General features: G+C 62.6%; 37 protein-coding genes and 2 pseudogenes. 17 read left to right on the top strand and 22 right to left on the bottom strand.

Going from position 1 to position 20826, the window contains the following annotated elements:
- Positions 1-261: 261 nt before the first annotated feature.
- The 4 genes and pseudogenes from BLU62_RS04095 to BLU62_RS04105 all read right to left on the bottom strand — a co-directional run bounded on the left by BLU62_RS04095 (position 262) and on the right by BLU62_RS04105 (position 1343).
- On the bottom strand, positions 262-519 hold the full coding sequence (locus BLU62_RS04095; protein ID WP_074848353.1) for a hypothetical protein: 258 nt from the start codon (positions 517-519) through the stop codon (positions 262-264).
- 138 nt (positions 520-657) lie between these two features.
- The gene (locus BLU62_RS32425; protein ID WP_139179990.1) at positions 658-900 is read right to left on the bottom strand and encodes a hypothetical protein; all 243 of its coding nucleotides are present in this window, start codon (positions 898-900) and stop codon (positions 658-660) included.
- Positions 901-933: 33 nt separating this feature from the next.
- Positions 934-1074, bottom strand: a pseudogene (locus BLU62_RS34840) (DUF7324 family protein); the annotation flags it as partial.
- Complete coding sequence (locus BLU62_RS04105) at positions 1071-1343, bottom strand: helix-turn-helix domain-containing protein (protein ID WP_074847947.1); 273 nt, start codon at positions 1341-1343, stop codon at positions 1071-1073. The gene BLU62_RS04105 and the pseudogene BLU62_RS34840, both read right to left, overlap by 4 nt.
- 252 nt (positions 1344-1595) lie before the next feature.
- Between BLU62_RS04105 and BLU62_RS34295 the strand changes: the two genes are divergently transcribed.
- The 4 genes from BLU62_RS34295 to BLU62_RS32430 all read left to right on the top strand — a co-directional run bounded on the left by BLU62_RS34295 (position 1596) and on the right by BLU62_RS32430 (position 3485).
- On the top strand, positions 1596-1718 hold the full coding sequence (locus tag BLU62_RS34295; RefSeq protein WP_280141512.1) for a hypothetical protein: 123 nt from the start codon (positions 1596-1598) through the stop codon (positions 1716-1718).
- An 869-nt stretch (positions 1719-2587) separates the two neighbouring features.
- Entirely contained in the window at positions 2588-2824 is a 237-nt protein-coding gene (locus BLU62_RS04110) for a hypothetical protein (RefSeq protein ID WP_244278056.1), read from the top strand.
- Positions 2821-3009 carry a DUF3263 domain-containing protein gene (locus BLU62_RS04115; RefSeq protein WP_074847949.1) on the top strand — a complete coding sequence of 63 codons (189 nt, stop codon included), beginning with the start codon at positions 2821-2823 and terminating at the stop codon, positions 3007-3009. Before BLU62_RS04110 ends, BLU62_RS04115 begins: the two co-directional genes overlap by 4 nt.
- Before the next feature lie 20 nt (positions 3010-3029).
- Entirely contained in the window at positions 3030-3485 is a 456-nt protein-coding gene (locus tag BLU62_RS32430) for a hypothetical protein (RefSeq protein WP_139179991.1), read from the top strand.
- Here the strand turns inward: BLU62_RS32430 and BLU62_RS04120 are convergent.
- From BLU62_RS04120 to BLU62_RS04135, 6 genes are all read right to left on the bottom strand, one after another.
- Positions 3430-4416: a tyrosine-type recombinase/integrase gene (locus BLU62_RS04120; RefSeq protein WP_244278061.1), complete on the bottom strand. Its 987-nt coding sequence runs from the start codon at positions 4414-4416 to the stop codon at positions 3430-3432. The two genes, BLU62_RS32430 and BLU62_RS04120, sit on opposite strands and share 56 nt — an antisense overlap.
- Positions 4389-4652 (bottom strand): hypothetical protein, encoded by a 264-nt coding sequence (locus tag BLU62_RS33655; RefSeq protein ID WP_244278038.1) that lies wholly within the window; start codon positions 4650-4652, stop codon positions 4389-4391. Before BLU62_RS33655 ends, BLU62_RS04120 begins: the two co-directional genes overlap by 28 nt.
- Before the next feature lie 434 nt (positions 4653-5086).
- Positions 5087-5284 carry a hypothetical protein gene (locus BLU62_RS04125; RefSeq protein ID WP_074848010.1) on the bottom strand — a complete coding sequence of 66 codons (198 nt, stop codon included), beginning with the start codon at positions 5282-5284 and terminating at the stop codon, positions 5087-5089.
- A complete protein-coding gene (locus BLU62_RS34300) occupies positions 5277-5408 on the bottom strand; it encodes a hypothetical protein (RefSeq protein ID WP_280141505.1) in 132 nt (43 codons plus the stop codon). The genes BLU62_RS04125 and BLU62_RS34300 overlap by 8 nt, the downstream gene beginning before the upstream one ends.
- Positions 5409-5463: 55 nt before the next feature.
- Positions 5464-5796: a hypothetical protein gene (locus BLU62_RS04130; RefSeq protein ID WP_074848012.1), complete on the bottom strand. Its 333-nt coding sequence runs from the start codon at positions 5794-5796 to the stop codon at positions 5464-5466.
- A complete protein-coding gene (locus BLU62_RS04135) occupies positions 5793-5975 on the bottom strand; it encodes a hypothetical protein (RefSeq protein ID WP_074848014.1) in 183 nt (60 codons plus the stop codon). Before BLU62_RS04135 ends, BLU62_RS04130 begins: the two co-directional genes overlap by 4 nt.
- 148 nt (positions 5976-6123) lie before the next feature.
- Here BLU62_RS04135 and BLU62_RS04140 point away from each other — a divergent pair, with 148 nt between their 5' ends.
- The 5 genes from BLU62_RS04140 (at position 6124) to BLU62_RS04155 (ending at position 8671) form a co-directional block, all read left to right on the top strand.
- Positions 6124-6306, top strand: a complete 183-nt coding sequence (locus tag BLU62_RS04140; protein ID WP_074848014.1) for a hypothetical protein — start codon at positions 6124-6126, stop codon at positions 6304-6306.
- Complete coding sequence (locus tag BLU62_RS04145) at positions 6303-6635, top strand: hypothetical protein (protein WP_074848012.1); 333 nt, start codon at positions 6303-6305, stop codon at positions 6633-6635. The genes BLU62_RS04140 and BLU62_RS04145 overlap by 4 nt, the downstream gene beginning before the upstream one ends.
- A gap of 55 nt (positions 6636-6690) precedes the next feature.
- On the top strand, positions 6691-6822 hold the full coding sequence (locus BLU62_RS34305) for a hypothetical protein (RefSeq protein ID WP_280141505.1): 132 nt from the start codon (positions 6691-6693) through the stop codon (positions 6820-6822).
- Complete coding sequence (locus BLU62_RS04150; protein WP_074848010.1) at positions 6815-7012, top strand: hypothetical protein; 198 nt, start codon at positions 6815-6817, stop codon at positions 7010-7012. The genes BLU62_RS34305 and BLU62_RS04150 overlap by 8 nt, the downstream gene beginning before the upstream one ends.
- Before the next feature lie 444 nt (positions 7013-7456).
- Entirely contained in the window at positions 7457-8671 is a 1215-nt protein-coding gene (locus tag BLU62_RS04155) for a tyrosine-type recombinase/integrase (protein ID WP_244278049.1), read from the top strand.
- On the opposite strand, the gene BLU62_RS04160 is transcribed toward BLU62_RS04155, so the two are convergent.
- The 3 genes from BLU62_RS04160 to BLU62_RS04170 are packed head-to-tail and all read right to left on the bottom strand — an operon-like array spanning position 8668 to position 9694.
- Positions 8668-9072, bottom strand: coding sequence for a hypothetical protein (locus tag BLU62_RS04160; protein WP_074847958.1), 405 nt, complete (start codon positions 9070-9072; stop codon positions 8668-8670). The two genes, BLU62_RS04155 and BLU62_RS04160, sit on opposite strands and share 4 nt — an antisense overlap.
- Before the next feature lie 20 nt (positions 9073-9092).
- Complete coding sequence (locus BLU62_RS04165) at positions 9093-9281, bottom strand: DUF3263 domain-containing protein (protein WP_074847949.1); 189 nt, start codon at positions 9279-9281, stop codon at positions 9093-9095.
- Positions 9278-9694: a hypothetical protein gene (locus BLU62_RS04170; RefSeq protein WP_074847925.1), complete on the bottom strand. Its 417-nt coding sequence runs from the start codon at positions 9692-9694 to the stop codon at positions 9278-9280. The genes BLU62_RS04165 and BLU62_RS04170 overlap by 4 nt, the downstream gene beginning before the upstream one ends.
- 1101 nt (positions 9695-10795) lie before the next feature.
- On the opposite strand from BLU62_RS04170, the gene BLU62_RS04175 reads away from it, so the two are divergent.
- The 3 genes from BLU62_RS04175 to BLU62_RS04185 are packed head-to-tail and all read left to right on the top strand — an operon-like array spanning position 10796 to position 11822.
- Positions 10796-11212 (top strand): hypothetical protein, encoded by a 417-nt coding sequence (locus BLU62_RS04175; protein ID WP_074847925.1) that lies wholly within the window; start codon positions 10796-10798, stop codon positions 11210-11212.
- Positions 11209-11397 (top strand): DUF3263 domain-containing protein, encoded by a 189-nt coding sequence (locus BLU62_RS04180; protein WP_074847949.1) that lies wholly within the window; start codon positions 11209-11211, stop codon positions 11395-11397. Before BLU62_RS04175 ends, BLU62_RS04180 begins: the two co-directional genes overlap by 4 nt.
- Before the next feature lie 20 nt (positions 11398-11417).
- The gene (locus tag BLU62_RS04185) at positions 11418-11822 is read left to right on the top strand and encodes a hypothetical protein (protein ID WP_074847958.1); all 405 of its coding nucleotides are present in this window, start codon (positions 11418-11420) and stop codon (positions 11820-11822) included.
- Here the strand turns inward: BLU62_RS04185 and BLU62_RS04190 are convergent.
- The 5 genes from BLU62_RS04190 to BLU62_RS04205 all read right to left on the bottom strand — a co-directional run bounded on the left by BLU62_RS04190 (position 11819) and on the right by BLU62_RS04205 (position 14365).
- Entirely contained in the window at positions 11819-13042 is a 1224-nt protein-coding gene (locus BLU62_RS04190; protein WP_244278062.1) for a tyrosine-type recombinase/integrase, read from the bottom strand. The genes BLU62_RS04185 and BLU62_RS04190 overlap by 4 nt on opposite strands.
- Positions 13043-13476: 434 nt before the next feature.
- On the bottom strand, positions 13477-13674 hold the full coding sequence (locus BLU62_RS04195; protein ID WP_074848010.1) for a hypothetical protein: 198 nt from the start codon (positions 13672-13674) through the stop codon (positions 13477-13479).
- Positions 13667-13798, bottom strand: coding sequence for a hypothetical protein (locus BLU62_RS34310; protein ID WP_280141505.1), 132 nt, complete (start codon positions 13796-13798; stop codon positions 13667-13669). Before BLU62_RS34310 ends, BLU62_RS04195 begins: the two co-directional genes overlap by 8 nt.
- A gap of 55 nt (positions 13799-13853) precedes the next feature.
- A complete protein-coding gene (locus BLU62_RS04200) occupies positions 13854-14186 on the bottom strand; it encodes a hypothetical protein (RefSeq protein WP_074848012.1) in 333 nt (110 codons plus the stop codon).
- On the bottom strand, positions 14183-14365 hold the full coding sequence (locus tag BLU62_RS04205) for a hypothetical protein (protein WP_074848014.1): 183 nt from the start codon (positions 14363-14365) through the stop codon (positions 14183-14185). The genes BLU62_RS04200 and BLU62_RS04205 overlap by 4 nt, the downstream gene beginning before the upstream one ends.
- Before the next feature lie 2175 nt (positions 14366-16540).
- On the opposite strand from BLU62_RS04205, the gene BLU62_RS04210 reads away from it, so the two are divergent.
- The 5 genes from BLU62_RS04210 (at position 16541) to BLU62_RS04225 (ending at position 19088) form a co-directional block, all read left to right on the top strand.
- Positions 16541-16723 carry a hypothetical protein gene (locus BLU62_RS04210; protein ID WP_074848014.1) on the top strand — a complete coding sequence of 61 codons (183 nt, stop codon included), beginning with the start codon at positions 16541-16543 and terminating at the stop codon, positions 16721-16723.
- Entirely contained in the window at positions 16720-17052 is a 333-nt protein-coding gene (locus BLU62_RS04215) for a hypothetical protein (RefSeq protein ID WP_074848012.1), read from the top strand. Before BLU62_RS04210 ends, BLU62_RS04215 begins: the two co-directional genes overlap by 4 nt.
- Before the next feature lie 55 nt (positions 17053-17107).
- Positions 17108-17239 (top strand): hypothetical protein, encoded by a 132-nt coding sequence (locus BLU62_RS34315; protein ID WP_280141505.1) that lies wholly within the window; start codon positions 17108-17110, stop codon positions 17237-17239.
- On the top strand, positions 17232-17429 hold the full coding sequence (locus BLU62_RS04220) for a hypothetical protein (RefSeq protein WP_074848010.1): 198 nt from the start codon (positions 17232-17234) through the stop codon (positions 17427-17429). Before BLU62_RS34315 ends, BLU62_RS04220 begins: the two co-directional genes overlap by 8 nt.
- 444 nt (positions 17430-17873) lie before the next feature.
- Positions 17874-19088 carry a tyrosine-type recombinase/integrase gene (locus BLU62_RS04225; RefSeq protein WP_244278049.1) on the top strand — a complete coding sequence of 405 codons (1215 nt, stop codon included), beginning with the start codon at positions 17874-17876 and terminating at the stop codon, positions 19086-19088.
- Here BLU62_RS04225 and BLU62_RS04230 read toward each other — a convergent pair.
- The 4 genes and pseudogenes from BLU62_RS04230 to BLU62_RS32830 form a co-directional block, all read right to left on the bottom strand.
- Positions 19085-19489, bottom strand: coding sequence for a hypothetical protein (locus BLU62_RS04230; protein WP_074847958.1), 405 nt, complete (start codon positions 19487-19489; stop codon positions 19085-19087). The two genes, BLU62_RS04225 and BLU62_RS04230, sit on opposite strands and share 4 nt — an antisense overlap.
- Positions 19490-19509: 20 nt before the next feature.
- Entirely contained in the window at positions 19510-19698 is a 189-nt protein-coding gene (locus BLU62_RS04235; RefSeq protein WP_074847949.1) for a DUF3263 domain-containing protein, read from the bottom strand.
- A complete protein-coding gene (locus BLU62_RS33660; RefSeq protein WP_244278056.1) occupies positions 19695-19931 on the bottom strand; it encodes a hypothetical protein in 237 nt (78 codons plus the stop codon). The genes BLU62_RS04235 and BLU62_RS33660 overlap by 4 nt, the downstream gene beginning before the upstream one ends.
- 570 nt (positions 19932-20501) lie before the next feature.
- Positions 20502-20826, bottom strand: a pseudogene (locus BLU62_RS32830) (hypothetical protein); the annotation flags it as partial.

Here is a 20826-nt window from a genome sequence, read left to right on the forward strand (position 1 = left end):
CGCCGGGTCGACGAAGATGGTCGACGCCGACGGCTTCTGCGGTGTCACACGACGGACGCGAGATGCTGGCTCTTACGGTGGAAGTCGCCTTCGGAAGTTTTCTGCCAGTTCGACATGGGCTATCCTTCTAGTTGTGTGATGACGCTGTTGAGTGCGTCGCGGACGCGGATCAGATCGCTGAGGTTGGACGCCTTGATCTGGTCCTTGTTCTTTTCAGGCGGTCGTCGGCGGCGAGCCGGTTGACCGATTCGACAGCGCGCTTCAGGTTGAAAGTCGCGGAGTCGAAAGCATCTGTGATGGGCCGACGCTTCGGCGTGGCCGGTTGTGCGGTGCGGGGGTCGGCGTGGGAGCGTTGAGTTCAGCGAGGGCGGCATCGGTGAAGCCGGGGGCGATCTCGACCGGCTCGGCCTCAACCTCGGCATCGATGTCGGGTTCCGGATCGATCCGGCGGCTGCCGATCTCGCTACGGATCGCCGCCGCGGTCGGCCTACCCCCGGTGGCCTCGTTGACCTTCGCCATAACATCCACGGCTTCAGCGGGTCAAGGCCTGTCAGCTCCCGCGCCTGCCCTCATTGGCCGGAAGTGCCGGTGTGTCACCAATTGGTGACGTCGCCATCTCCAGGGCGGCTTCCATGCCGTCAACAACGGTCGCCGCACTCATGAGGTCATAGGCCGCTTACGGCTAAGGTTCCACCGGCTCTGGCAGTACACCTCGAACGACGCATACTCGTGCCGATAAAGGCGATCGTCACGGATCTTCGCCAGGGCGCGGCCTATCTCGATGAACGACTCGAGACCTCGCTCGATGACAGACTCTTGCTGCTCGAGGTCATCTCTCAGTGCTGACAACTGATCGGCAGCGGCGACCGGCTCGCCGGGCAGATAGCTCGGGTAGCTCATCGGTTCACTCCCTCTACTGGTTTGGTGACCGGGGCGGCTCCCCCGCCCGGCCTGCGCGGGCTCCTGCGAGAGGGAGGGGGCCTGCGCGCTCCCGCACCGGCAGCGGTCAGCACGGGAGTGATCTACGAAGTCGGCAACGAGTGCTCGGACAACCGACCGCGGGTGCTCGATCACGCGACCACCCGCCGTTGATTGCTATTACGTCCATTGCTAGCGGATGCGTGCTCCACGAAAAGGAGATGCAGAGGCACGTCGAGAGCCTCCGCGATGCGTTCGGCCAACTGCGGTGTGCACGTGGTCTTGTTCTCGGCGCAGAGGTGCCCAATGAAGCTCTTTGAGCATCCGGCATACCGCCCAAGCCTGGCCATCGAAAATCCGCGCTGGTTCATCAGTGCTCGGAGAGTGTCCCGGATGTGAGTTTCATCCAACTGCCTTTCGGCCATCGTTTGTATGACGCCACTTCATCCTCCATGGTCAACGGGTTGGTGTCAACTGTCGATGGATAAAACATACGACACTGGTAGACGCTTACGCAAGTAATCACAGCGTTGTAGTTCCGCAGCCAGCGGATATGATGGCGTCCAACACTGGATGAAACGGTCAACGGCAAAACGCCAATTCCGGCCGTTGTGGGGTAGACGGATGGGTGAGCGAATGACTAGCGACGTTCATACTCGGACGGCAGGCTCTGAGTCGTGAGCAAATTGTGGGAGTTCGTCCAGGCCCACCTGGACAGGACGGGAGCATCCGAGGCGGCGTTCGCACGCCAGATCGGTAGCATCCCGCAGACTGTCAACTCGTGGAAGAAGCGCGGTTGAAGCAGCTCCCGAAGTCGCCACTCTCCGTGCGATCTCAGAGATCACCGGCGCCAACTACGCGGACATCATTTCGGCCGTACTAACTGACATCGGGTACATCGAGGACGGCGAGCTGCCTACGGAGGCGATTACACCGAACGACCATCGGCAGATCGCTTTAGCAGCTCACCTACTTGTCGAGGCGGTTCCGAATATCGACGAACTTGATATCCCATTCGAGGACGTCTTTACGTTCGTTGGACTGGTCGAGCAGTCCGCGGGACTTCTTGGGCGCACTGGTCTCCATCAGGTAGATGACGCGACGGCGCAGGAGATTGTGGCCGAAGCCCGGAAAGCCGCGAGCAAGTATCGGCGGCTAGCACGGAGGGTGGCGGCTTCGCTCACAGGTGATGACGCGTCGGCAGATCGCCGACCGTCCGAGAGCCTGGAGGATTCCGATGCCCTACCAACTGATTCGCCCGCGTCGCCGGAGCACCGGGCGAAGCGAGTGAAGAGCAGAAGACCACAGCCGGCGGCAAGGTCACAGCCTTGCCTTCCCGGAATCAAGTCCCCAAACCTGAGCGGCCCGAGGATGCGAAGGCCGCCCGCAAGCGGAACCCACGGTTCAAACCCCAAGACCCTGACGAATCTCATTGATGTTATTCGAGGTCAGGGCCGTTTCTGTCAGAGGTGCATGTTCCTATTTCGGACATGAACTGGCATCCCTGGCGGTCAGCCCGCGATGACTACCCGCACATCGCGATCGACTGCACACAGCGACTCTCACCCGGAACGATGGGCTCAACGGCGAGCGCACCATCTGGATTCACCGCGGCCTCACCCAAGCGGAGAGACGGTGCACCCTCACCCACGAGCTGCTGCACCGGGAGATGCCTGACGCTGATGAGGACACGATTGAGCGTGAGACGGCTCGCCGGCTGATCACACTCCCGCAGTTGGTGGACGCCTTCCGTTGGCTTCGTCACCCGTCACTGCCTGAGCTCGCTGAGCATCTGTGGGTGGACGAGCAGACGGCGTGGACGCGGATGCAACACCTGGACCCGATCGAGGTCGCCGAGATCGAAGCGGCGACCGAGGGTGACTGGTCGTGGAGTGACGTCGCATGACGGACGAAGAGAAGGCGATGCTCGACCTGGCCGGGCGGAGATGGAACTACGCCGGCAACCTCGAGCAGAAGGTGCGAGACGAGTTCGGCATCAGCCTCACCCGGTTCTGGCAGATTGTGAACCGCCTCCTGGACACTCAGGAAGCTTTAAGCTACTCACCGCAGGTGGTGAACCGTCTGCGGTGATTACGAACCCGGAGAACCCCATGAAACGCGCCATCGCCCTGGCAGCAGCAGCCCTCTTCACCACCACCCTCGGCGCAGGAGTAGCCGACGCCGCACCCCGCGACATCACCCCGACCATCGCCTTCCCCGGCGAACACGTCCGCTACTTCTTCTCCTCCGACACCCCACGCAACGACATCGCCTACTACGCGGCCGGCGGACGTCTCGTCGTCGCCAAAGATGTGGTGTTCCAGCCCACACTGATCAACATCGGGTCCGGGCCGCGCTACCACACCCACCGGGCGTTCACCTCACCGGCCGTCAGCTCATCGGTTCGTCGATGCAGACGCGTGGATGGTCGGCGCAGTGTCAGGTGCAGTTGGATGGCCGGACTGTCGACTCGGCGTATGTGCCGGGTCGCCGATTCGCCAACGCCAACTGCTAGACGTCGGGAAGCGCGAGTAGTTTCTCGAGTTGCCCGAGGGCGGCGCGGGTGAGGTCGGTGGAGGTGTGCGCGTACTGCCGGTGCGACGTAGTGGTGGTGTGCCCCAAGATGGCCATTCGGGTGGCTTCCTCCACGCCGGCCTCCTGCAGGAGGGTGGCGACAGTGTGGCGGGCGGCGTGCTGATCCGGCGCGTCCTCCACCTTCCCCACTACCGCGGCTTGTACACACAGCTGCTTCCAAGCGAGGGTGTCGTCGCGGGGCTGGATGGCCGCCCCATCGTCCCGGGTGAACACCAACCCCTGCGACGGGTTGCCCTTCTGCTCCCACAATTCGGTGAGCGCAGCAACCACGGGCGGCAGCAAGGGCACCAGCCGACGCGACCCCGACGTCTTCGTGGGCACCAGGCACGCCGTCCAGTGCACCGGGGTGAAGGTGAAGGTGTCGGGGACGTCGAACGCTTCCCGCGGATACACGTCACCTTGCGGGCGAGGGCCTTTCTTCAACTTCAACCGGGCCAACTGCCACGAGATGTCAATGACACCCACACCGAGGTCGACACGATCCCAGGTGAGGCCCAAAGCTTCGGCTTGGCGGGCACCGGTCAGTAGGGCCAATGACCAGCGGGCTGCGTCTGTTGCGTCACGTGACGCCACATGCAGAAGCACTGCCCGTGCCTGCTCCACAGTGAGGGGAACGCGCTCCTCGGAGCGGGCCTGGGGGCGGTCCATACGCTCGCACGGGTTGTTGCCGATCTTCCCGTCTTTCACTGCATCCCCCAACGCTTTCGCCAACACTGAGTAGGCGGCTTGGGCGGTGCGGGTGGTGTGTGCGTCGGCGACGTGGTTGACCATGCGGCGAACATCAGTGGGGGTGAGCTTCCCCAGCTTCTTCGACCCGACATGCGGGATGAGTTGGTGTTTGATGGTGGACCGGTAGGTGGCGAGGGTGCGGGGTTTCAGGCGTGGCGCGGCGATCGTGTCCACCCAGTAGTCCAGCCACTGGGCGACGGTGATCTGGCCGGCGTTGGGAGGATGCCGTTCGCGAGGTCTTTCCGCATGGCTGCGAGTTCGGCCACGGCGTCGGCGTATTTCTTGCGTCCACGTTGGTAGTACTTGCCGTCGGGGAGGAGGACTTGCGCCATCCACATGCCGTCGGCCCGTTGGTACAGTCCGCCTTCACCTTTCGCCCTACGGCGCTTCTTCGGGGCATATCGGCTCACTTACGTTTGTACTTACGTTTACCCCAGTCTATGCGCTGTCTAGACAAACTCGTGAAAACTTCAGTTACCTGCAGGTATTCGCTCAGCCTTGACAGTAGACCCACCATGAGCATACCCCTAAACACAGCTTCCCAAGCTGAATACGCGGGTTCGATTCCCGTCATCGGCTCCAGGTCAGAGGGCATTTTCACTCCGACGCTTACGTTTAGACTTACGTGTATCTCGCAAAGTGAGGTCCAGTCCCCTCCGTCGCGAGTCTTCCAAACTAGCTACGCGGGTTCGATTCCCGTCACCCGCTCCAGGTCAGAGACCACACAGGCTCTCGACTACAGCCACGGTTACAGCCAAGGCATTCAAGTACAGCCATCCAGCACCACGCTGGGTGGCTGTACTTGTACATACACGTCGATGGAGAGCGGCATGAGCCTTCGTAATCAGTCGATGTGCTCCAGCGCGGTGTCGGCGAACCACCACCCGTCGCCGAACAACTCCCGCGCCCATGCCGTGGCGTGAGTGAACTCCACCCGGTGCAGTAGGTCGGGCACGCGTTCCTGGGCGATGATCTTCCCAGCCGCCTCGGCGTTCCCTAGTGAGGTCACCCGCACGCGGTCCCCTACCTTGAACTCAGGCATCGGTCCAGTCCTGTCGTACGAGCTTGCTGGGATCGTTGGGTACATACTCGCCAACCGTTTCGGGATGGCTGGTGGAGTTGGTGACGTAGAGGATGGGCCAGTCGGTTCCAGGTACGAAGTCCACGATTCGCCCAGTGTGGTCACCGACAACAGTCCGCACACGATCCCCTACCTTGAACTCAAGCATCGTTCCCCGCCCTCGCCTGTTCCAACCGCCATTCGTGTACGCAGATCATTGCGCCGGTGTGGAGATAGCCCGTGTTGCGGGCGTCGGCGTACACCTGCGCCTCAGCTTGGGCAGGGAACAGCTCCGCATTCAACGGGCAGTCGCGGCCAGACAGGACGTTGACGGAGAACTCGCGAGCCTCCCAGGTCCGATCGCCGTGGTCGGCGACACGAACCTCTGAGAAGGTGTCGGCGGGGTGGGCTTCACGCCGGTGTGCCGGGCGGAAGTTGCGGCATCCCTGCCCGGGAACCACGAGACACTCGTCCTTGAGCTCAGGCGCGCTCACGGCTCGACCTCACCAGAGGTGATGTACACGTCTCCGTCATGGAGGACGACACTCTCGGCTTCGCCGTAGTAGTAGCCGCCCGTAGGTTCAGACCACACGCCCATCTGCGCCCAGTCGATACAGGCGGTGGCATCCTGGGGCATCTGCTGCAGCTTGGCGATCAGTTCGGCTACGGTCATTCTCCTATTGTCCCAGGTTGTGGCCTATTTCTCCGGTGACACACCCACCCTTGCCGGGTTGCCTTAAGACCCATGGGTCTTAATGGCTTGCCCGGCAAGGGTGGGTGTGTCACCGGAGAAATAGGCCACAACCTGGGACAATAGGAGAATGACCGTAGCCGAACTGATCGCCAAGCTGCAGCAGATGCCCCAGGATGCCACCGCCTGTATCGACTGGGCGCAGATGGGCGTGTGGTCTGAACCTACGGGCGGCTACTACTACGGCGAAGCCGAGAGTGTCGTCCTCCATGACGGAGACGTGTACATCACCTCTGGTGAGGTCGAGCCGTGAGCGCGCCTGAGCTCAAGGACGAGTGTCTCGTGGTTCCCGGGCAGGGATGCCGCAACTTCCGCCCGGCACACCGGCGTGAAGCCCACCCCGCCGACACCTTCTCAGAGGTTCGTGTCGCCGACCACGGCGATCGGACCTGGGAGGCTCGCGAGTTCTCCGTCAACGTCCTGTCTGGCCGCGACTGCCCGTTGAATGCGGAGCTGTTCCCTGCCCAAGCTGAGGCGCAGGTGTACGCCGACGCCCGCAACACGGGCTATCTCCACACCGGCGCAATGATCTGCGTACACGAATGGCGGTTGGAACAGGCGAGGGCGGGGAACGATGCTTGAGTTCAAGGTAGGGGATCGTGTGCGGACTGTTGTCGGTGACCACACTGGGCGAATCGTGGACTTCGTACCTGGAACCGACTGGCCCATCCTCTACGTCACCAACTCCACCAGCCATCCCGAAACGGTTGGCGAGTATGTACCCAACGATCCCAGCAAGCTCGTACGACAGGACTGGACCGATGCCTGAGTTCAAGGTAGGGGACCGCGTGCGGGTGACCTCACTAGGGAACGCCGAGGCGGCTGGGAAGATCATCGCCCAGGAACGCGTGCCCGACCTACTGCACCGGGTGGAGTTCACTCACGCCACGGCATGGGCGCGGGAGTTGTTCGGCGACGGGTGGTGGTTCGCCGACACCGCGCTGGAGCACATCGACTGATTACGAAGGCTCATGCCGCTCTCCATCGACGTGTATGTACAAGTACAGCCACCCAGCGTGGTGCTGGATGGCTGTACTTGAATGCCTTGGCTGTAACCGTGGCTGTAGTCGAGAGCCTGTGTGGTCTCTGACCTGGAGCGGGTGACGGGAATCGAACCCGCGTAGCTAGTTTGGAAGACTCGCGACGGAGGGGACTGGACCTCACTTTGCGAGATACACGTAAGTCTAAACGTAAGCGTCGGAGTGAAAATGCCCTCTGACCTGGAGCCGATGACGGGAATCGAACCCGCGTATTCAGCTTGGGAAGCTGTGTTTAGGGGTATGCTCATGGTGGGTCTACTGTCAAGGCTGAGCGAATACCTGCAGGTAACTGAAGTTTTCACGAGTTTGTCTAGACAGCGCATAGACTGGGGTAAACGTAAGTACAAACGTAAGTGAGCCGATATGCCCCCGAAGAAGCGCCGTAGGGCGAAAGGTGAAGGCGGACTGTACCAACGGGCCGACGGCATGTGGATGGCGCAAGTCCTCCTCCCCGACGGCAAGTACTACCAACGTGGACGCAAGAAATACGCCGACGCCGTGGCCGAACTCGCAGCCATGCGGAAAGACCTCGCGAACGGCATCCTCCCCAACGCCGGCCAGATCACCGTCGCCCAGTGGCTGGACTACTGGGTGGACACGATCGCCGCGCCACGCCTGAAACCCCGCACCCTCGCCACCTACCGGTCCACCATCAAACACCAACTCATCCCGCATGTCGGGTCGAAGAAGCTGGGGAAGCTCACCCCCACTGATGTTCGCCGCATGGTCAACCACGTCGCCGACGCACACACCACCCGCACCGCCCAAGCCGCCTACTCAGTGTTGGCGAAAGCGTTGGGGGATGCAGTGAAAGACGGGAAGATCGGCAACAACCCGTGCGAGCGTATGGACCGCCCCCAGGCCCGCTCCGAGGAGCGCGTTCCCCTCACTGTGGAGCAGGCACGGGCAGTGCTTCTGCATGTGGCGTCACGTGACGCAACAGACGCAGCCCGCTGGTCATTGGCCCTACTGACCGGTGCCCGCCAAGCCGAAGCTTTGGGCCTCACCTGGGATCGTGTCGACCTCGGTGTGGGTGTCATTGACATCTCGTGGCAGTTGGCCCGGTTGAAGTTGAAGAAAGGCCCTCGCCCGCAAGGTGACGTGTATCCGCGGGAAGCGTTCGACGTCCCCGACACCTTCACCTTCACCCCGGTGCACTGGACGGCGTGCCTGGTGCCCACGAAGACGTCGGGGTCGCGTCGGCTGGTGCCCTTGCTGCCGCCCGTGGTTGCTGCGCTCACCGAATTGTGGGAGCAGAAGGGCAACCCGTCGCAGGGGTTGGTGTTCACCCGGGACGATGGGGCGGCCATCCAGCCCCGCGACGACACCCTCGCTTGGAAGCAGCTGTGTGTACAAGCCGCGGTAGTGGGGAAGGTGGAGGACGCGCCGGATCAGCACGCCGCCCGCCACACTGTCGCCACCCTCCTGCAGGAGGCCGGCGTGGAGGAAGCCACCCGAATGGCCATCTTGGGGCACACCACCACTACGTCGCACCGGCAGTACGCGCACACCTCCACCGACCTCACCCGCGCCGCCCTCGGGCAACTCGAGAAACTACTCGCGCTTCCCGACGTCTAGCAGTTGGCGTTGGCGAATCGGCGACCCGGCACATACGCCGAGTCGACAGTCCGGCCATCCAACTGCACCTGACACTGCGCCGACCATCCACGCGTCTGCATCGACGAACCGATGAGCTGACGGCCGGGTGAGGTGAACGCCCGGTGGGTGTGGTAGCGCGGCCCGGACCCGATGTTGATCAGTGTGGGCTGGAACACCACATCTTTGGCGACGACGAGACGTCCGCCGGCCGCGTAGTAGGCGATGTCGTTGCGTGGGGTGTCGGAGGAGAAGAAGTAGCGGACGTGTTCGCCGGGGAAGGCGATGGTCGGGGTGATGTCGCGGGGTGCGGCGTCGGCTACTCCTGCGCCGAGGGTGGTGGTGAAGAGGGCTGCTGCTGCCAGGGCGATGGCGCGTTTCATGGGGTTCTCCGGGTTCGTAATCACCGCAGACGGTTCACCACCTGCGGTGAGTAGCTTAAAGCTTCCTGAGTGTCCAGGAGGCGGTTCACAATCTGCCAGAACCGGGTGAGGCTGATGCCGAACTCGTCTCGCACCTTCTGCTCGAGGTTGCCGGCGTAGTTCCATCTCCGCCCGGCCAGGTCGAGCATCGCCTTCTCTTCGTCCGTCATGCGACGTCACTCCACGACCAGTCACCCTCGGTCGCCGCTTCGATCTCGGCGACCTCGATCGGGTCCAGGTGTTGCATCCGCGTCCACGCCGTCTGCTCGTCCACCCACAGATGCTCAGCGAGCTCAGGCAGTGACGGGTGACGAAGCCAACGGAAGGCGTCCACCAACTGCGGGAGTGTGATCAGCCGGCGAGCCGTCTCACGCTCAATCGTGTCCTCATCAGCGTCAGGCATCTCCCGGTGCAGCAGCTCGTGGGTGAGGGTGCACCGTCTCTCCGCTTGGGTGAGGCCGCGGTGAATCCAGATGGTGCGCTCGCCGTTGAGCCCCATCGTTCCGGGTGAGAGTCGCTGTGTGCAGTCGATCGCGATGTGCGGGTAGTCATCGCGGGCTGACCGCCAGGGATGCCAGTTCATGTCCGAAATAGGAACATGCACCTCTGACAGAAACGGCCCTGACCTCGAATAACATCAATGAGATTCGTCAGGGTCTTGGGGTTTGAACCGTGGGTTCCGCTTGCGGGCGGCCTTCGCATCCTCGGGCCGCTCAGGTTTGGGGACTTGATTCCGGGAAGGCAAGGCTGTGACCTTGCCGCCGGCTGTGGTCTTCTGCTCTTCACTCGCTTCGCCCGGTGCTCCCGGCGACGCGGGCGAATCAGTTGGTAGGGCATCGGAATCCTCCAGGCTCTCGGACGGTCGGCGATCTGCCGACGCGTCATCACCTGTGAGCGAAGCCGCCACCCTCCGTGCTAGCCGCCGATACTTGCTCGCGGCTTTCCGGGCTTCGGCCACAATCTCCTGCGCCGTCGCGTCATCTACCTGATGGAGACCAGTGCGCCCAAGAAGTCCCGCGGACTGCTCGACCAGTCCAACGAACGTAAAGACGTCCTCGAATGGGATATCAAGTTCGTCGATATTCGGAACCGCCTCGACAAGTAGGTGAGCTGCTAAAGCGATTCGACTGTACGCGAATCGGCGCTCGCTTTAGCAGCTCACCTACTTGTCGAGGCGGTTCCGAATATCGACGAACTTGATATCCCATTCGAGGACGTCTTTACGTTCGTTGGACTGGTCGAGCAGTCCGCGGGACTTCTTGGGCGCACTGGTCTCCATCAGGTAGATGACGCGACGGCGCAGGAGATTGTGGCCGAAGCCCGGAAAGCCGCGAGCAAGTATCGGCGGCTAGCACGGAGGGTGGCGGCTTCGCTCACAGGTGATGACGCGTCGGCAGATCGCCGACCGTCCGAGAGCCTGGAGGATTCCGATGCCCTACCAACTGATTCGCCCGCGTCGCCGGGAGCACCGGGCGAAGCGAGTGAAGAGCAGAAGACCACAGCCGGCGGCAAGGTCACAGCCTTGCCTTCCCGGAATCAAGTCCCCAAACCTGAGCGGCCCGAGGATGCGAAGGCCGCCCGCAAGCGGAACCCACGGTTCAAACCCCAAGACCCTGACGAATCTCATTGATGTTATTCGAGGTCAGGGCCGTTTCTGTCAGAGGTGCATGTTCCTATTTCGGACATGAACTGGCATCCCTGGCGGTCAGCCCGCGATGACTACCCGCACATCGCGATCGACTGCACACAGCGACTCTCACCCGGAACGATGGGGCTCAACGGCGAGCGCACCATCTGGATTCACCGCGGCCTCACCCAAGCGGAGAGACGGTGCACCCTCACCCACGAGCTGCTGCACCGGGAGATGCCTGACGCTGATGAGGACACGATTGAGCGTGAGACGGCTCGCCGGCTGATCACACTCCCGCAGTTGGTGGACGCCTTCCGTTGGCTTCGTCACCCGTCACTGCCTGAGCTCGCTGAGCATCTGTGGGTGGACGAGCAGACGGCGTGGACGCGGATGCAACACCTGGACCCGATCGAGGTCGCCGAGATCGAAGCGGCGACCGAGGGTGACTGGTCGTGGAGTGACGTCGCATGACGGACGAAGAGAAGGCGATGCTCGACCTGGCCGGGCGGAGATGGAACTACGCCGGCAACCTCGAGCAGAAGGTGCGAGACGAGTTCGGCATCAGCCTCACCCGGTTCTGGCAGATTGTGAACCGCCTCCTGGACACTCAGGAAGCTTTAAGCTACTCACCGCAGGTGGTGAACCGTCTGCGGTGATTACGAACCCGGAGAACCCCATGAAACGCGCCATCGCCCTGGCAGCAGCAGCCCTCTTCACCACCACCCTCGGCGCAGGAGTAGCCGACGCCGCACCCCGCGACATCACCCCGACCATCGCCTTCCCCGGCGAACACGTCCGCTACTTCTTCTCCTCCGACACCCCACGCAACGACATCGCCTACTACGCGGCCGGCGGACGTCTCGTCGTCGCCAAAGATGTGGTGTTCCAGCCCACACTGATCAACATCGGGTCCGGGCCGCGCTACCACACCCACCGGGCGTTCACCTCACCCGGCCGTCAGCTCATCGGTTCGTCGATGCAGACGCGTGGATGGTCGGCGCAGTGTCAGGTGCAGTTGGATGGCCGGACTGTCGACTCGGCGTATGTGCCGGGTCGCCGATTCGCCAACGCCAACTGCTAGACGTCGGGAAGCGCGAGTAGTTTCTCGAGTTGCCCGAGGGCGGCGCGGGTGAGGTCGGTGGAGGTGTGCGCGTACTGCCGGTGCGACGTAGTGGTGGTGTGCCCCAAGATGGCCATTCGGGTGGCTTCCTCCACGCCGGCCTCCTGCAGGAGGGTGGCGACAGTGTGGCGGGCGGCGTGCTGATCCGGCGCGTCCTCCACCTTCCCCACTACCGCGGCTTGTACACACAGCTGCTTCCAAGCGAGGGTGTCGTCGCGGGGCTGGATGGCCGCCCCATCGTCCCGGGTGAACACCAACCCCTGCGACGGGTTGCCCTTCTGCTCCCACAATTCGGTGAGCGCAGCAACCACGGGCGGCAGCAAGGGCACCAGCCGACGCGACCCCGACGTCTTCGTGGGCACCAGGCACGCCGTCCAGTGCACCGGGGTGAAGGTGAAGGTGTCGGGGACGTCGAACGCTTCCCGCGGATACACGTCACCTTGCGGGCGAGGGCCTTTCTTCAACTTCAACCGGGCCAACTGCCACGAGATGTCAATGACACCCACACCGAGGTCGACACGATCCCAGGTGAGGCCCAAAGCTTCGGCTTGGCGGGCACCGGTCAGTAGGGCCAATGACCAGCGGGCTGCGTCTGTTGCGTCACGTGACGCCACATGCAGAAGCACTGCCCGTGCCTGCTCCACAGTGAGGGGAACGCGCTCCTCGGAGCGGGCCTGGGGGCGGTCCATACGCTCGCACGGGTTGTTGCCGATCTTCCCGTCTTTCACTGCATCCCCCAACGCTTTCGCCAACACTGAGTAGGCGGCTTGGGCGGTGCGGGTGGTGTGTGCGTCGGCGACGTGGTTGACCATGCGGCGAACATCAGTGGGGGTGAGCTTCCCCAGCTTCTTCGACCCGACATGCGGGATGAGTTGGTGTTTGATGGTGGACCGGTAGGTGGCGAGGGTGCGGGGTTTCAGGCGTGGCGCGGCGATCGTGTCCACCCAGTAGTCCAGCCACTGGGCGACGGTGATCTGGCCGGCGTTGGGGAGGATGCCGTTCGCGAGGTCTTTCCGCATGGCTGCGAGTTCGGCCACGGCGTCGGCGTATTTCTTGCGTCCACGTTGGTAGTACTTGCCGTCGGGGAGGAGGACTTGCGCCATCCACATGCCGTCGGCCCGTTGGTACAGTCCGCCTTCACCTTTCGCCCTACGGCGCTTCTTCGGGGCATATCGGCTCACTTACGTTTGTACTTACGTTTACCCCAGTCTATGCGCTGTCTAGACAAACTCGTGAAAACTTCAGTTACCTGCAGGTATTCGCTCAGCCTTGACAGTAGACCCACCATGAGCATACCCCTAAACACAGCTTCCCAAGCTGAATACGCGGGTTCGATTCCCGTCATCGGCTCCAGGTCAGAGGGCATTTTCACTCCGACGCTTACGTTTAGACTTACGTGTATCTCGCAAAGTGAGGTCCAGTCCCCTCCGTCGCGAGTCTTCCAAACTAGCTACGCGGGTTCGATTCCCGTCACCCGCTCCAGGTCAGAGACCACACAGGCTCTCGACTACAGCCACGGTTACAGCCAAGGCATTCAAGTACAGCCATCCAGCACCACGCTGGGTGGCTGTACTTGTACATACACGTCGATGGAGAGCGGCATGAGCCTTCGTAATCAGTCGATGTGCTCCAGCGCGGTGTCGGCGAACCACCACCCGTCGCCGAACAACTCCCGCGCCCATGCCGTGGCGTGAGTGAACTCCACCCGGTGCAGTAGGTCGGGCACGCGTTCCTGGGCGATGATCTTCCCAGCCGCCTCGGCGTTCCCTAGTGAGGTCACCCGCACGCGGTCCCCTACCTTGAACTCAGGCATCGGTCCAGTCCTGTCGTACGAGCTTGCTGGGATCGTTGGGTACATACTCGCCAACCGTTTCGGGATGGCTGGTGGAGTTGGTGACGTAGAGGATGGGCCAGTCGGTTCCAGGTACGAAGTCCACGATTCGCCCAGTGTGGTCACCGACAACAGTCCGCACACGATCCCCTACCTTGAACTCAAGCATCGTTCCCCGCCCTCGCCTGTTCCAACCGCCATTCGTGTACGCAGATCATTGCGCCGGTGTGGAGATAGCCCGTGTTGCGGGCGTCGGCGTACACCTGCGCCTCAGCTTGGGCAGGGAACAGCTCCGCATTCAACGGGCAGTCGCGGCCAGACAGGACGTTGACGGAGAACTCGCGAGCCTCCCAGGTCCGATCGCCGTGGTCGGCGACACGAACCTCTGAGAAGGTGTCGGCGGGGTGGGCTTCACGCCGGTGTGCCGGGCGGAAGTTGCGGCATCCCTGCCCGGGAACCACGAGACACTCGTCCTTGAGCTCAGGCGCGCTCACGGCTCGACCTCACCAGAGGTGATGTACACGTCTCCGTCATGGAGGACGACACTCTCGGCTTCGCCGTAGTAGTAGCCGCCCGTAGGTTCAGACCACACGCCCATCTGCGCCCAGTCGATACAGGCGGTGGCATCCTGGGGCATCTGCTGCAGCTTGGCGATCAGTTCGGCTACGGTCATTCTCCTATTGTCCCAGGTTGTGGCCTATTTCTCCGGTGACACACCCACCCTTGCCGGGCAAGCCATTAAGATCCCCACATGGGTCAACTCACAGGCAACACCCGGCAATTCGGAACGTGCGCGTGTGGATCGCAGATCATCAGCCGCGAGGAGCGAACTCAGGTACGCGCTCGGCCCACAGTCTGGGGCCGCGCAGAGTGTCAGTCACCTCCGCTGACCTGCGGAGTGCGCAACGGTGGCAGGGAAAGTCAATGGCTGAGCGCACTCGCGAATGGTCCGGTGCCCACGCTATTCAAGGACATCCAGGAGGGTGACTTTGTGTTTGCCAAGGGCCGCTGGCGGCAGGTCACATCACGTACTGTCACAGAGCTCACCCTTGGCCTCGATCAGGTATCACTGAGTGAGTTGGTGGACGTGAATGCGGAGCGGGAGATTCTGCGTCCGTCCTGAACCAGTCCGTCCAGTCCGCACTTTGATCCGACTTTGGGGACACCAACAGACTGGCGTCTCCCCCAAAGTCCTCCACCAGTCGCCGGCATTCGGGGCAGTCCGGATCGTAGGGTGGTCGGTAGATGCGGATGCGTGGAGTCATGAGCCTTGGACGCAGCCGCGGGGTGGCGGGGTTCCCCTCAACGCAAAGAAAACGCCCCACCCTCACGAAGAGGATGGGGCGTTCAAGGTTGTCCAAGTTCAGAGCGGGTGTCGCATCATGACGCTCTGCGATCGGGTTCCCAGTGTTTCCTATCAGTGGCCGGCGCATCGCGCTCCGACGATCAGTGTGTGTTCCTGAACCTCACCCGCTCTGAACTTGTGAGATAACAGTAGCATCGACTTCTGTTGCAGCGCAACACATTTCACGAAACCCGTATGATCACCTGGTGACCGATCGGGACGTACTACGCGCCGCAGCCGAAGCCATACGCGCACAGATGCGCCGCCAGCAAGCCGAAATGACACAAGCCACCGACGGCGGATGGACACCACCCGACCCCGACCTACCGCACTCGCCGTCGAATGCGACGACGTGGTCACTCCCACGCCCGACCCGGCCCCCCGCCCCCTCCACCGCTGTCACGGCTCCCAGGCGTCGCCGAGTACCGCGGCGAGCCGGTCGGTGAGGTCCGGGCCTCGGCGCGCTGGAGTAGACCACGTCGTCGCATTCGACGGCGAGTGCGAGTAGGTCGGGGTCGGGTGGTGTCCATCCGCCGTCGGTGGCTTGTGTCATTTCGGCTTGCTGGCGGCGCATCTGTGCGCGTATGGCTTCGGCTGCGGCGCGTAGTACGTCCCGATCGGTCACCAGGTGATCATACGGGTTTCGTGAAATGTGTTGCGCTGCAACAGAAGTCGATGCTACTGTTATCTCACAAGTTCAGAGCGGGTGAGGTTCAGGAACACACACTGATCGTCGGAGCGCGATGCGCCGGCCACTGATAGGAAACACTGGGAACCCGATCGCAGAGCGTCATGATGCGACACCCGCTCTGAACTTGGACAACCTTGAACGCCCCATCCTCTTCGTGAGGGTGGGGCGTTTTCTTTGCGTTGAGGGGAACCCCGCCACCCCGCGGCTGCGTCCAAGGCTCATGACTCCACGCATCCGCATCTACCGACCACCCTACGATCCGGACTGCCCCGAATGCCGGCGACTGGTGGAGGACTTTGGGGGAGACGCCAGTCTGTTGGTGTCCCCAAAGTCGGATCAAAGTGCGGACTGGACGGACTGGTTCAGGACGGACGCAGAATCTCCCGCTCCGCATTCACGTCCACCAACTCACTCAGTGATACCTGATCGAGGCCAAGGGTGAGCTCTGTGACAGTACGTGATGTGACCTGCCGCCAGCGGCCCTTGGCAAACACAAAGTCACCCTCCTGGATGTCCTTGAATAGCGTGGGCACCGGACCATTCGCGAGTGCGCTCAGCCATTGACTTTCCCTGCCACCGTTGCGCACTCCGCAGGTCAGCGGAGGTGACTGACACTCTGCGCGGCCCCAGACTGTGGGCCGAGCGCGTACCTGAGTTCGCTCCTCGCGGCTGATGATCTGCGATCCACACGCGCACGTTCCGAATTGCCGGGTGTTGCCTGTGAGTTGACCCATGTGGGGATCTTAATGGCTTGCCCGGCAAGGGTGGGTGTGTCACCGGAGAAATAGGCCACAACCTGGGACAATAGGAGAATGACCGTAGCCGAACTGATCGCCAAGCTGCAGCAGATGCCCCAGGATGCCACCGCCTGTATCGACTGGGCGCAGATGGGCGTGTGGTCTGAACCTACGGGCGGCTACTACTACGGCGAAGCCGAGAGTGTCGTCCTCCATGACGGAGACGTGTACATCACCTCTGGTGAGGTCGAGCCGTGAGCGCGCCTGAGCTCAAGGACGAGTGTCTCGTGGTTCCCGGGCAGGGATGCCGCAACTTCCGCCCGGCACACCGGCGTGAAGCCCACCCCGCCGACACCTTCTCAGAGGTTCGTGTCGCCGACCACGGCGATCGGACCTGGGAGGCTCGCGAGTTCTCCGTCAACGTCCTGTCTGGCCGCGACTGCCCGTTGAATGCGGAGCTGTTCCCTGCCCAAGCTGAGGCGCAGGTGTACGCCGACGCCCGCAACACGGGCTATCTCCACACCGGCGCAATGATCTGCGTACACGAATGGCGGTTGGAACAGGCGAGGGCGGGGAACGATGCTTGAGTTCAAGGTAGGGGATCGTGTGCGGACTGTTGTCGGTGACCACACTGGGCGAATCGTGGACTTCGTACCTGGAACCGACTGGCCCATCCTCTACGTCACCAACTCCACCAGCCATCCCGAAACGGTTGGCGAGTATGTACCCAACGATCCCAGCAAGCTCGTACGACAGGACTGGACCGATGCCTGAGTTCAAGGTAGGGGACCGCGTGCGGGTGACCTCACTAGGGAACGCCGAGGCGGCTGGGAAGATCATCGCCCAGGAACGCGTGCCCGACCTACTGCACCGGGTGGAGTTCACTCACGCCACGGCATGGGCGCGGGAGTTGTTCGGCGACGGGTGGTGGTTCGCCGACACCGCGCTGGAGCACATCGACTGATTACGAAGGCTCATGCCGCTCTCCATCGACGTGTATGTACAAGTACAGCCACCCAGCGTGGTGCTGGATGGCTGTACTTGAATGCCTTGGCTGTAACCGTGGCTGTAGTCGAGAGCCTGTGTGGTCTCTGACCTGGAGCGGGTGACGGGAATCGAACCCGCGTAGCTAGTTTGGAAGACTCGCGACGGAGGGGACTGGACCTCACTTTGCGAGATACACGTAAGTCTAAACGTAAGCGTCGGAGTGAAAATGCCCTCTGACCTGGAGCCGATGACGGGAATCGAACCCGCGTATTCAGCTTGGGAAGCTGTGTTTAGGGGTATGCTCATGGTGGGTCTACTGTCAAGGCTGAGCGAATACCTGCAGGTAACTGAAGTTTTCACGAGTTTGTCTAGACAGCGCATAGACTGGGGTAAACGTAAGTACAAACGTAAGTGAGCCGATATGCCCCCGAAGAAGCGCCGTAGGGCGAAAGGTGAAGGCGGACTGTACCAACGGGCCGACGGCATGTGGATGGCGCAAGTCCTCCTCCCCGACGGCAAGTACTACCAACGTGGACGCAAGAAATACGCCGACGCCGTGGCCGAACTCGCAGCCATGCGGAAAGACCTCGCGAACGGCATCCTCCCCAACGCCGGCCAGATCACCGTCGCCCAGTGGCTGGACTACTGGGTGGACACGATCGCCGCGCCACGCCTGAAACCCCGCACCCTCGCCACCTACCGGTCCACCATCAAACACCAACTCATCCCGCATGTCGGGTCGAAGAAGCTGGGGAAGCTCACCCCCACTGATGTTCGCCGCATGGTCAACCACGTCGCCGACGCACACACCACCCGCACCGCCCAAGCCGCCTACTCAGTGTTGGCGAAAGCGTTGGGGGATGCAGTGAAAGACGGGAAGATCGGCAACAACCCGTGCGAGCGTATGGACCGCCCCCAGGCCCGCTCCGAGGAGCGCGTTCCCCTCACTGTGGAGCAGGCACGGGCAGTGCTTCTGCATGTGGCGTCACGTGACGCAACAGACGCAGCCCGCTGGTCATTGGCCCTACTGACCGGTGCCCGCCAAGCCGAAGCTTTGGGCCTCACCTGGGATCGTGTCGACCTCGGTGTGGGTGTCATTGACATCTCGTGGCAGTTGGCCCGGTTGAAGTTGAAGAAAGGCCCTCGCCCGCAAGGTGACGTGTATCCGCGGGAAGCGTTCGACGTCCCCGACACCTTCACCTTCACCCCGGTGCACTGGACGGCGTGCCTGGTGCCCACGAAGACGTCGGGGTCGCGTCGGCTGGTGCCCTTGCTGCCGCCCGTGGTTGCTGCGCTCACCGAATTGTGGGAGCAGAAGGGCAACCCGTCGCAGGGGTTGGTGTTCACCCGGGACGATGGGGCGGCCATCCAGCCCCGCGACGACACCCTCGCTTGGAAGCAGCTGTGTGTACAAGCCGCGGTAGTGGGGAAGGTGGAGGACGCGCCGGATCAGCACGCCGCCCGCCACACTGTCGCCACCCTCCTGCAGGAGGCCGGCGTGGAGGAAGCCACCCGAATGGCCATCTTGGGGCACACCACCACTACGTCGCACCGGCAGTACGCGCACACCTCCACCGACCTCACCCGCGCCGCCCTCGGGCAACTCGAGAAACTACTCGCGCTTCCCGACGTCTAGCAGTTGGCGTTGGCGAATCGGCGACCCGGCACATACGCCGAGTCGACAGTCCGGCCATCCAACTGCACCTGACACTGCGCCGACCATCCACGCGTCTGCATCGACGAACCGATGAGCTGACGGCCGGGTGAGGTGAACGCCCGGTGGGTGTGGTAGCGCGGCCCGGACCCGATGTTGATCAGTGTGGGCTGGAACACCACATCTTTGGCGACGACGAGACGTCCGCCGGCCGCGTAGTAGGCGATGTCGTTGCGTGGGGTGTCGGAGGAGAAGAAGTAGCGGACGTGTTCGCCGGGGAAGGCGATGGTCGGGGTGATGTCGCGGGGTGCGGCGTCGGCTACTCCTGCGCCGAGGGTGGTGGTGAAGAGGGCTGCTGCTGCCAGGGCGATGGCGCGTTTCATGGGGTTCTCCGGGTTCGTAATCACCGCAGACGGTTCACCACCTGCGGTGAGTAGCTTAAAGCTTCCTGAGTGTCCAGGAGGCGGTTCACAATCTGCCAGAACCGGGTGAGGCTGATGCCGAACTCGTCTCGCACCTTCTGCTCGAGGTTGCCGGCGTAGTTCCATCTCCGCCCGGCCAGGTCGAGCATCGCCTTCTCTTCGTCCGTCATGCGACGTCACTCCACGACCAGTCACCCTCGGTCGCCGCTTCGATCTCGGCGACCTCGATCGGGTCCAGGTGTTGCATCCGCGTCCACGCCGTCTGCTCGTCCACCCACAGATGCTCAGCGAGCTCAGGCAGTGACGGGTGACGAAGCCAACGGAAGGCGTCCACCAACTGCGGGAGTGTGATCAGCCGGCGAGCCGTCTCACGCTCAATCGTGTCCTCATCAGCGTCAGGCATCTCCCGGTGCAGCAGCTCGTGGGTGAGGGTGCACCGTCTCTCCGCTTGGTGAGGCCGCGGTGAATCCAGATGGTGCGCTCGCCGTTGAGCCCATCGTTCCGGTGAGAGTCGCTGTGTGCAGTCGATCGCGATGTGCGGGTAGTCATCGCGGGCTGACCGCCAGGGATGCCAGTTCATGTCCGAAATAGGAACATGCACCTCTGACAGAAACGGCCCTGACCTCGAATAACATCAATGAGATTCGTCAGGGTCTTGGGTTTGAACCGTGGGTTCCGCTTGCGGCGGCCTTCGCATCCTCGGCCGCTCAGGTTTGGGACTTGATTCCGGGAAGGCAAGGCTGTGACCTTGCCGCCGGCTGTGGTCTTCTGCTCTTCACTCGCTTCGCCCGGTGCTCCCGCGACGCGGGCGAATCAGTTGGTAGGGCATCGGAATCCTCCAGGCTCTCGGACGGTCGGCGATCTGCCGACGCGTCATCACCTGTGAGCGAAGCCGCCACCCTCCGTGCTAGCCGCCGATACTTGCTCGCGGCTTTCCGGGCTTCGGCCACAATCTCCTGCGCCGTCGCGTCATCTACCTGATGGAGACCAGTGCGCCAAGAAGTCCCGCGGACTGCTCGACCAGTCCAACGAACGTAAAGACGTCCTCGAATGGGATATCAAGTTCGTCGATATTCGGAACCGCCTCGACAAGTAGGTGAGCTGCTAAAGCGATCTGCCGATGGTCGTTCGGTGTAATCGCCTCCGTAGGCAGCTCGCCGTCCTCGATGTACCCGATGTCAGTTAGTACGGCCGAAATGATGTCCGCGTAGTTGGCGCCGGTGATCTCTGAGATCGCACGGAGAGTGGCGACTTCGGGGAGCTGCTTCAACCCGCGCTTCTTCCACGAGTTGACAGTC

The sequence above is a fragment of the Gordonia westfalica genome, from assembly GCF_900105725.1.
GTDB lineage: Bacteria > Actinomycetota > Actinomycetes > Mycobacteriales > Mycobacteriaceae > Gordonia > Gordonia westfalica.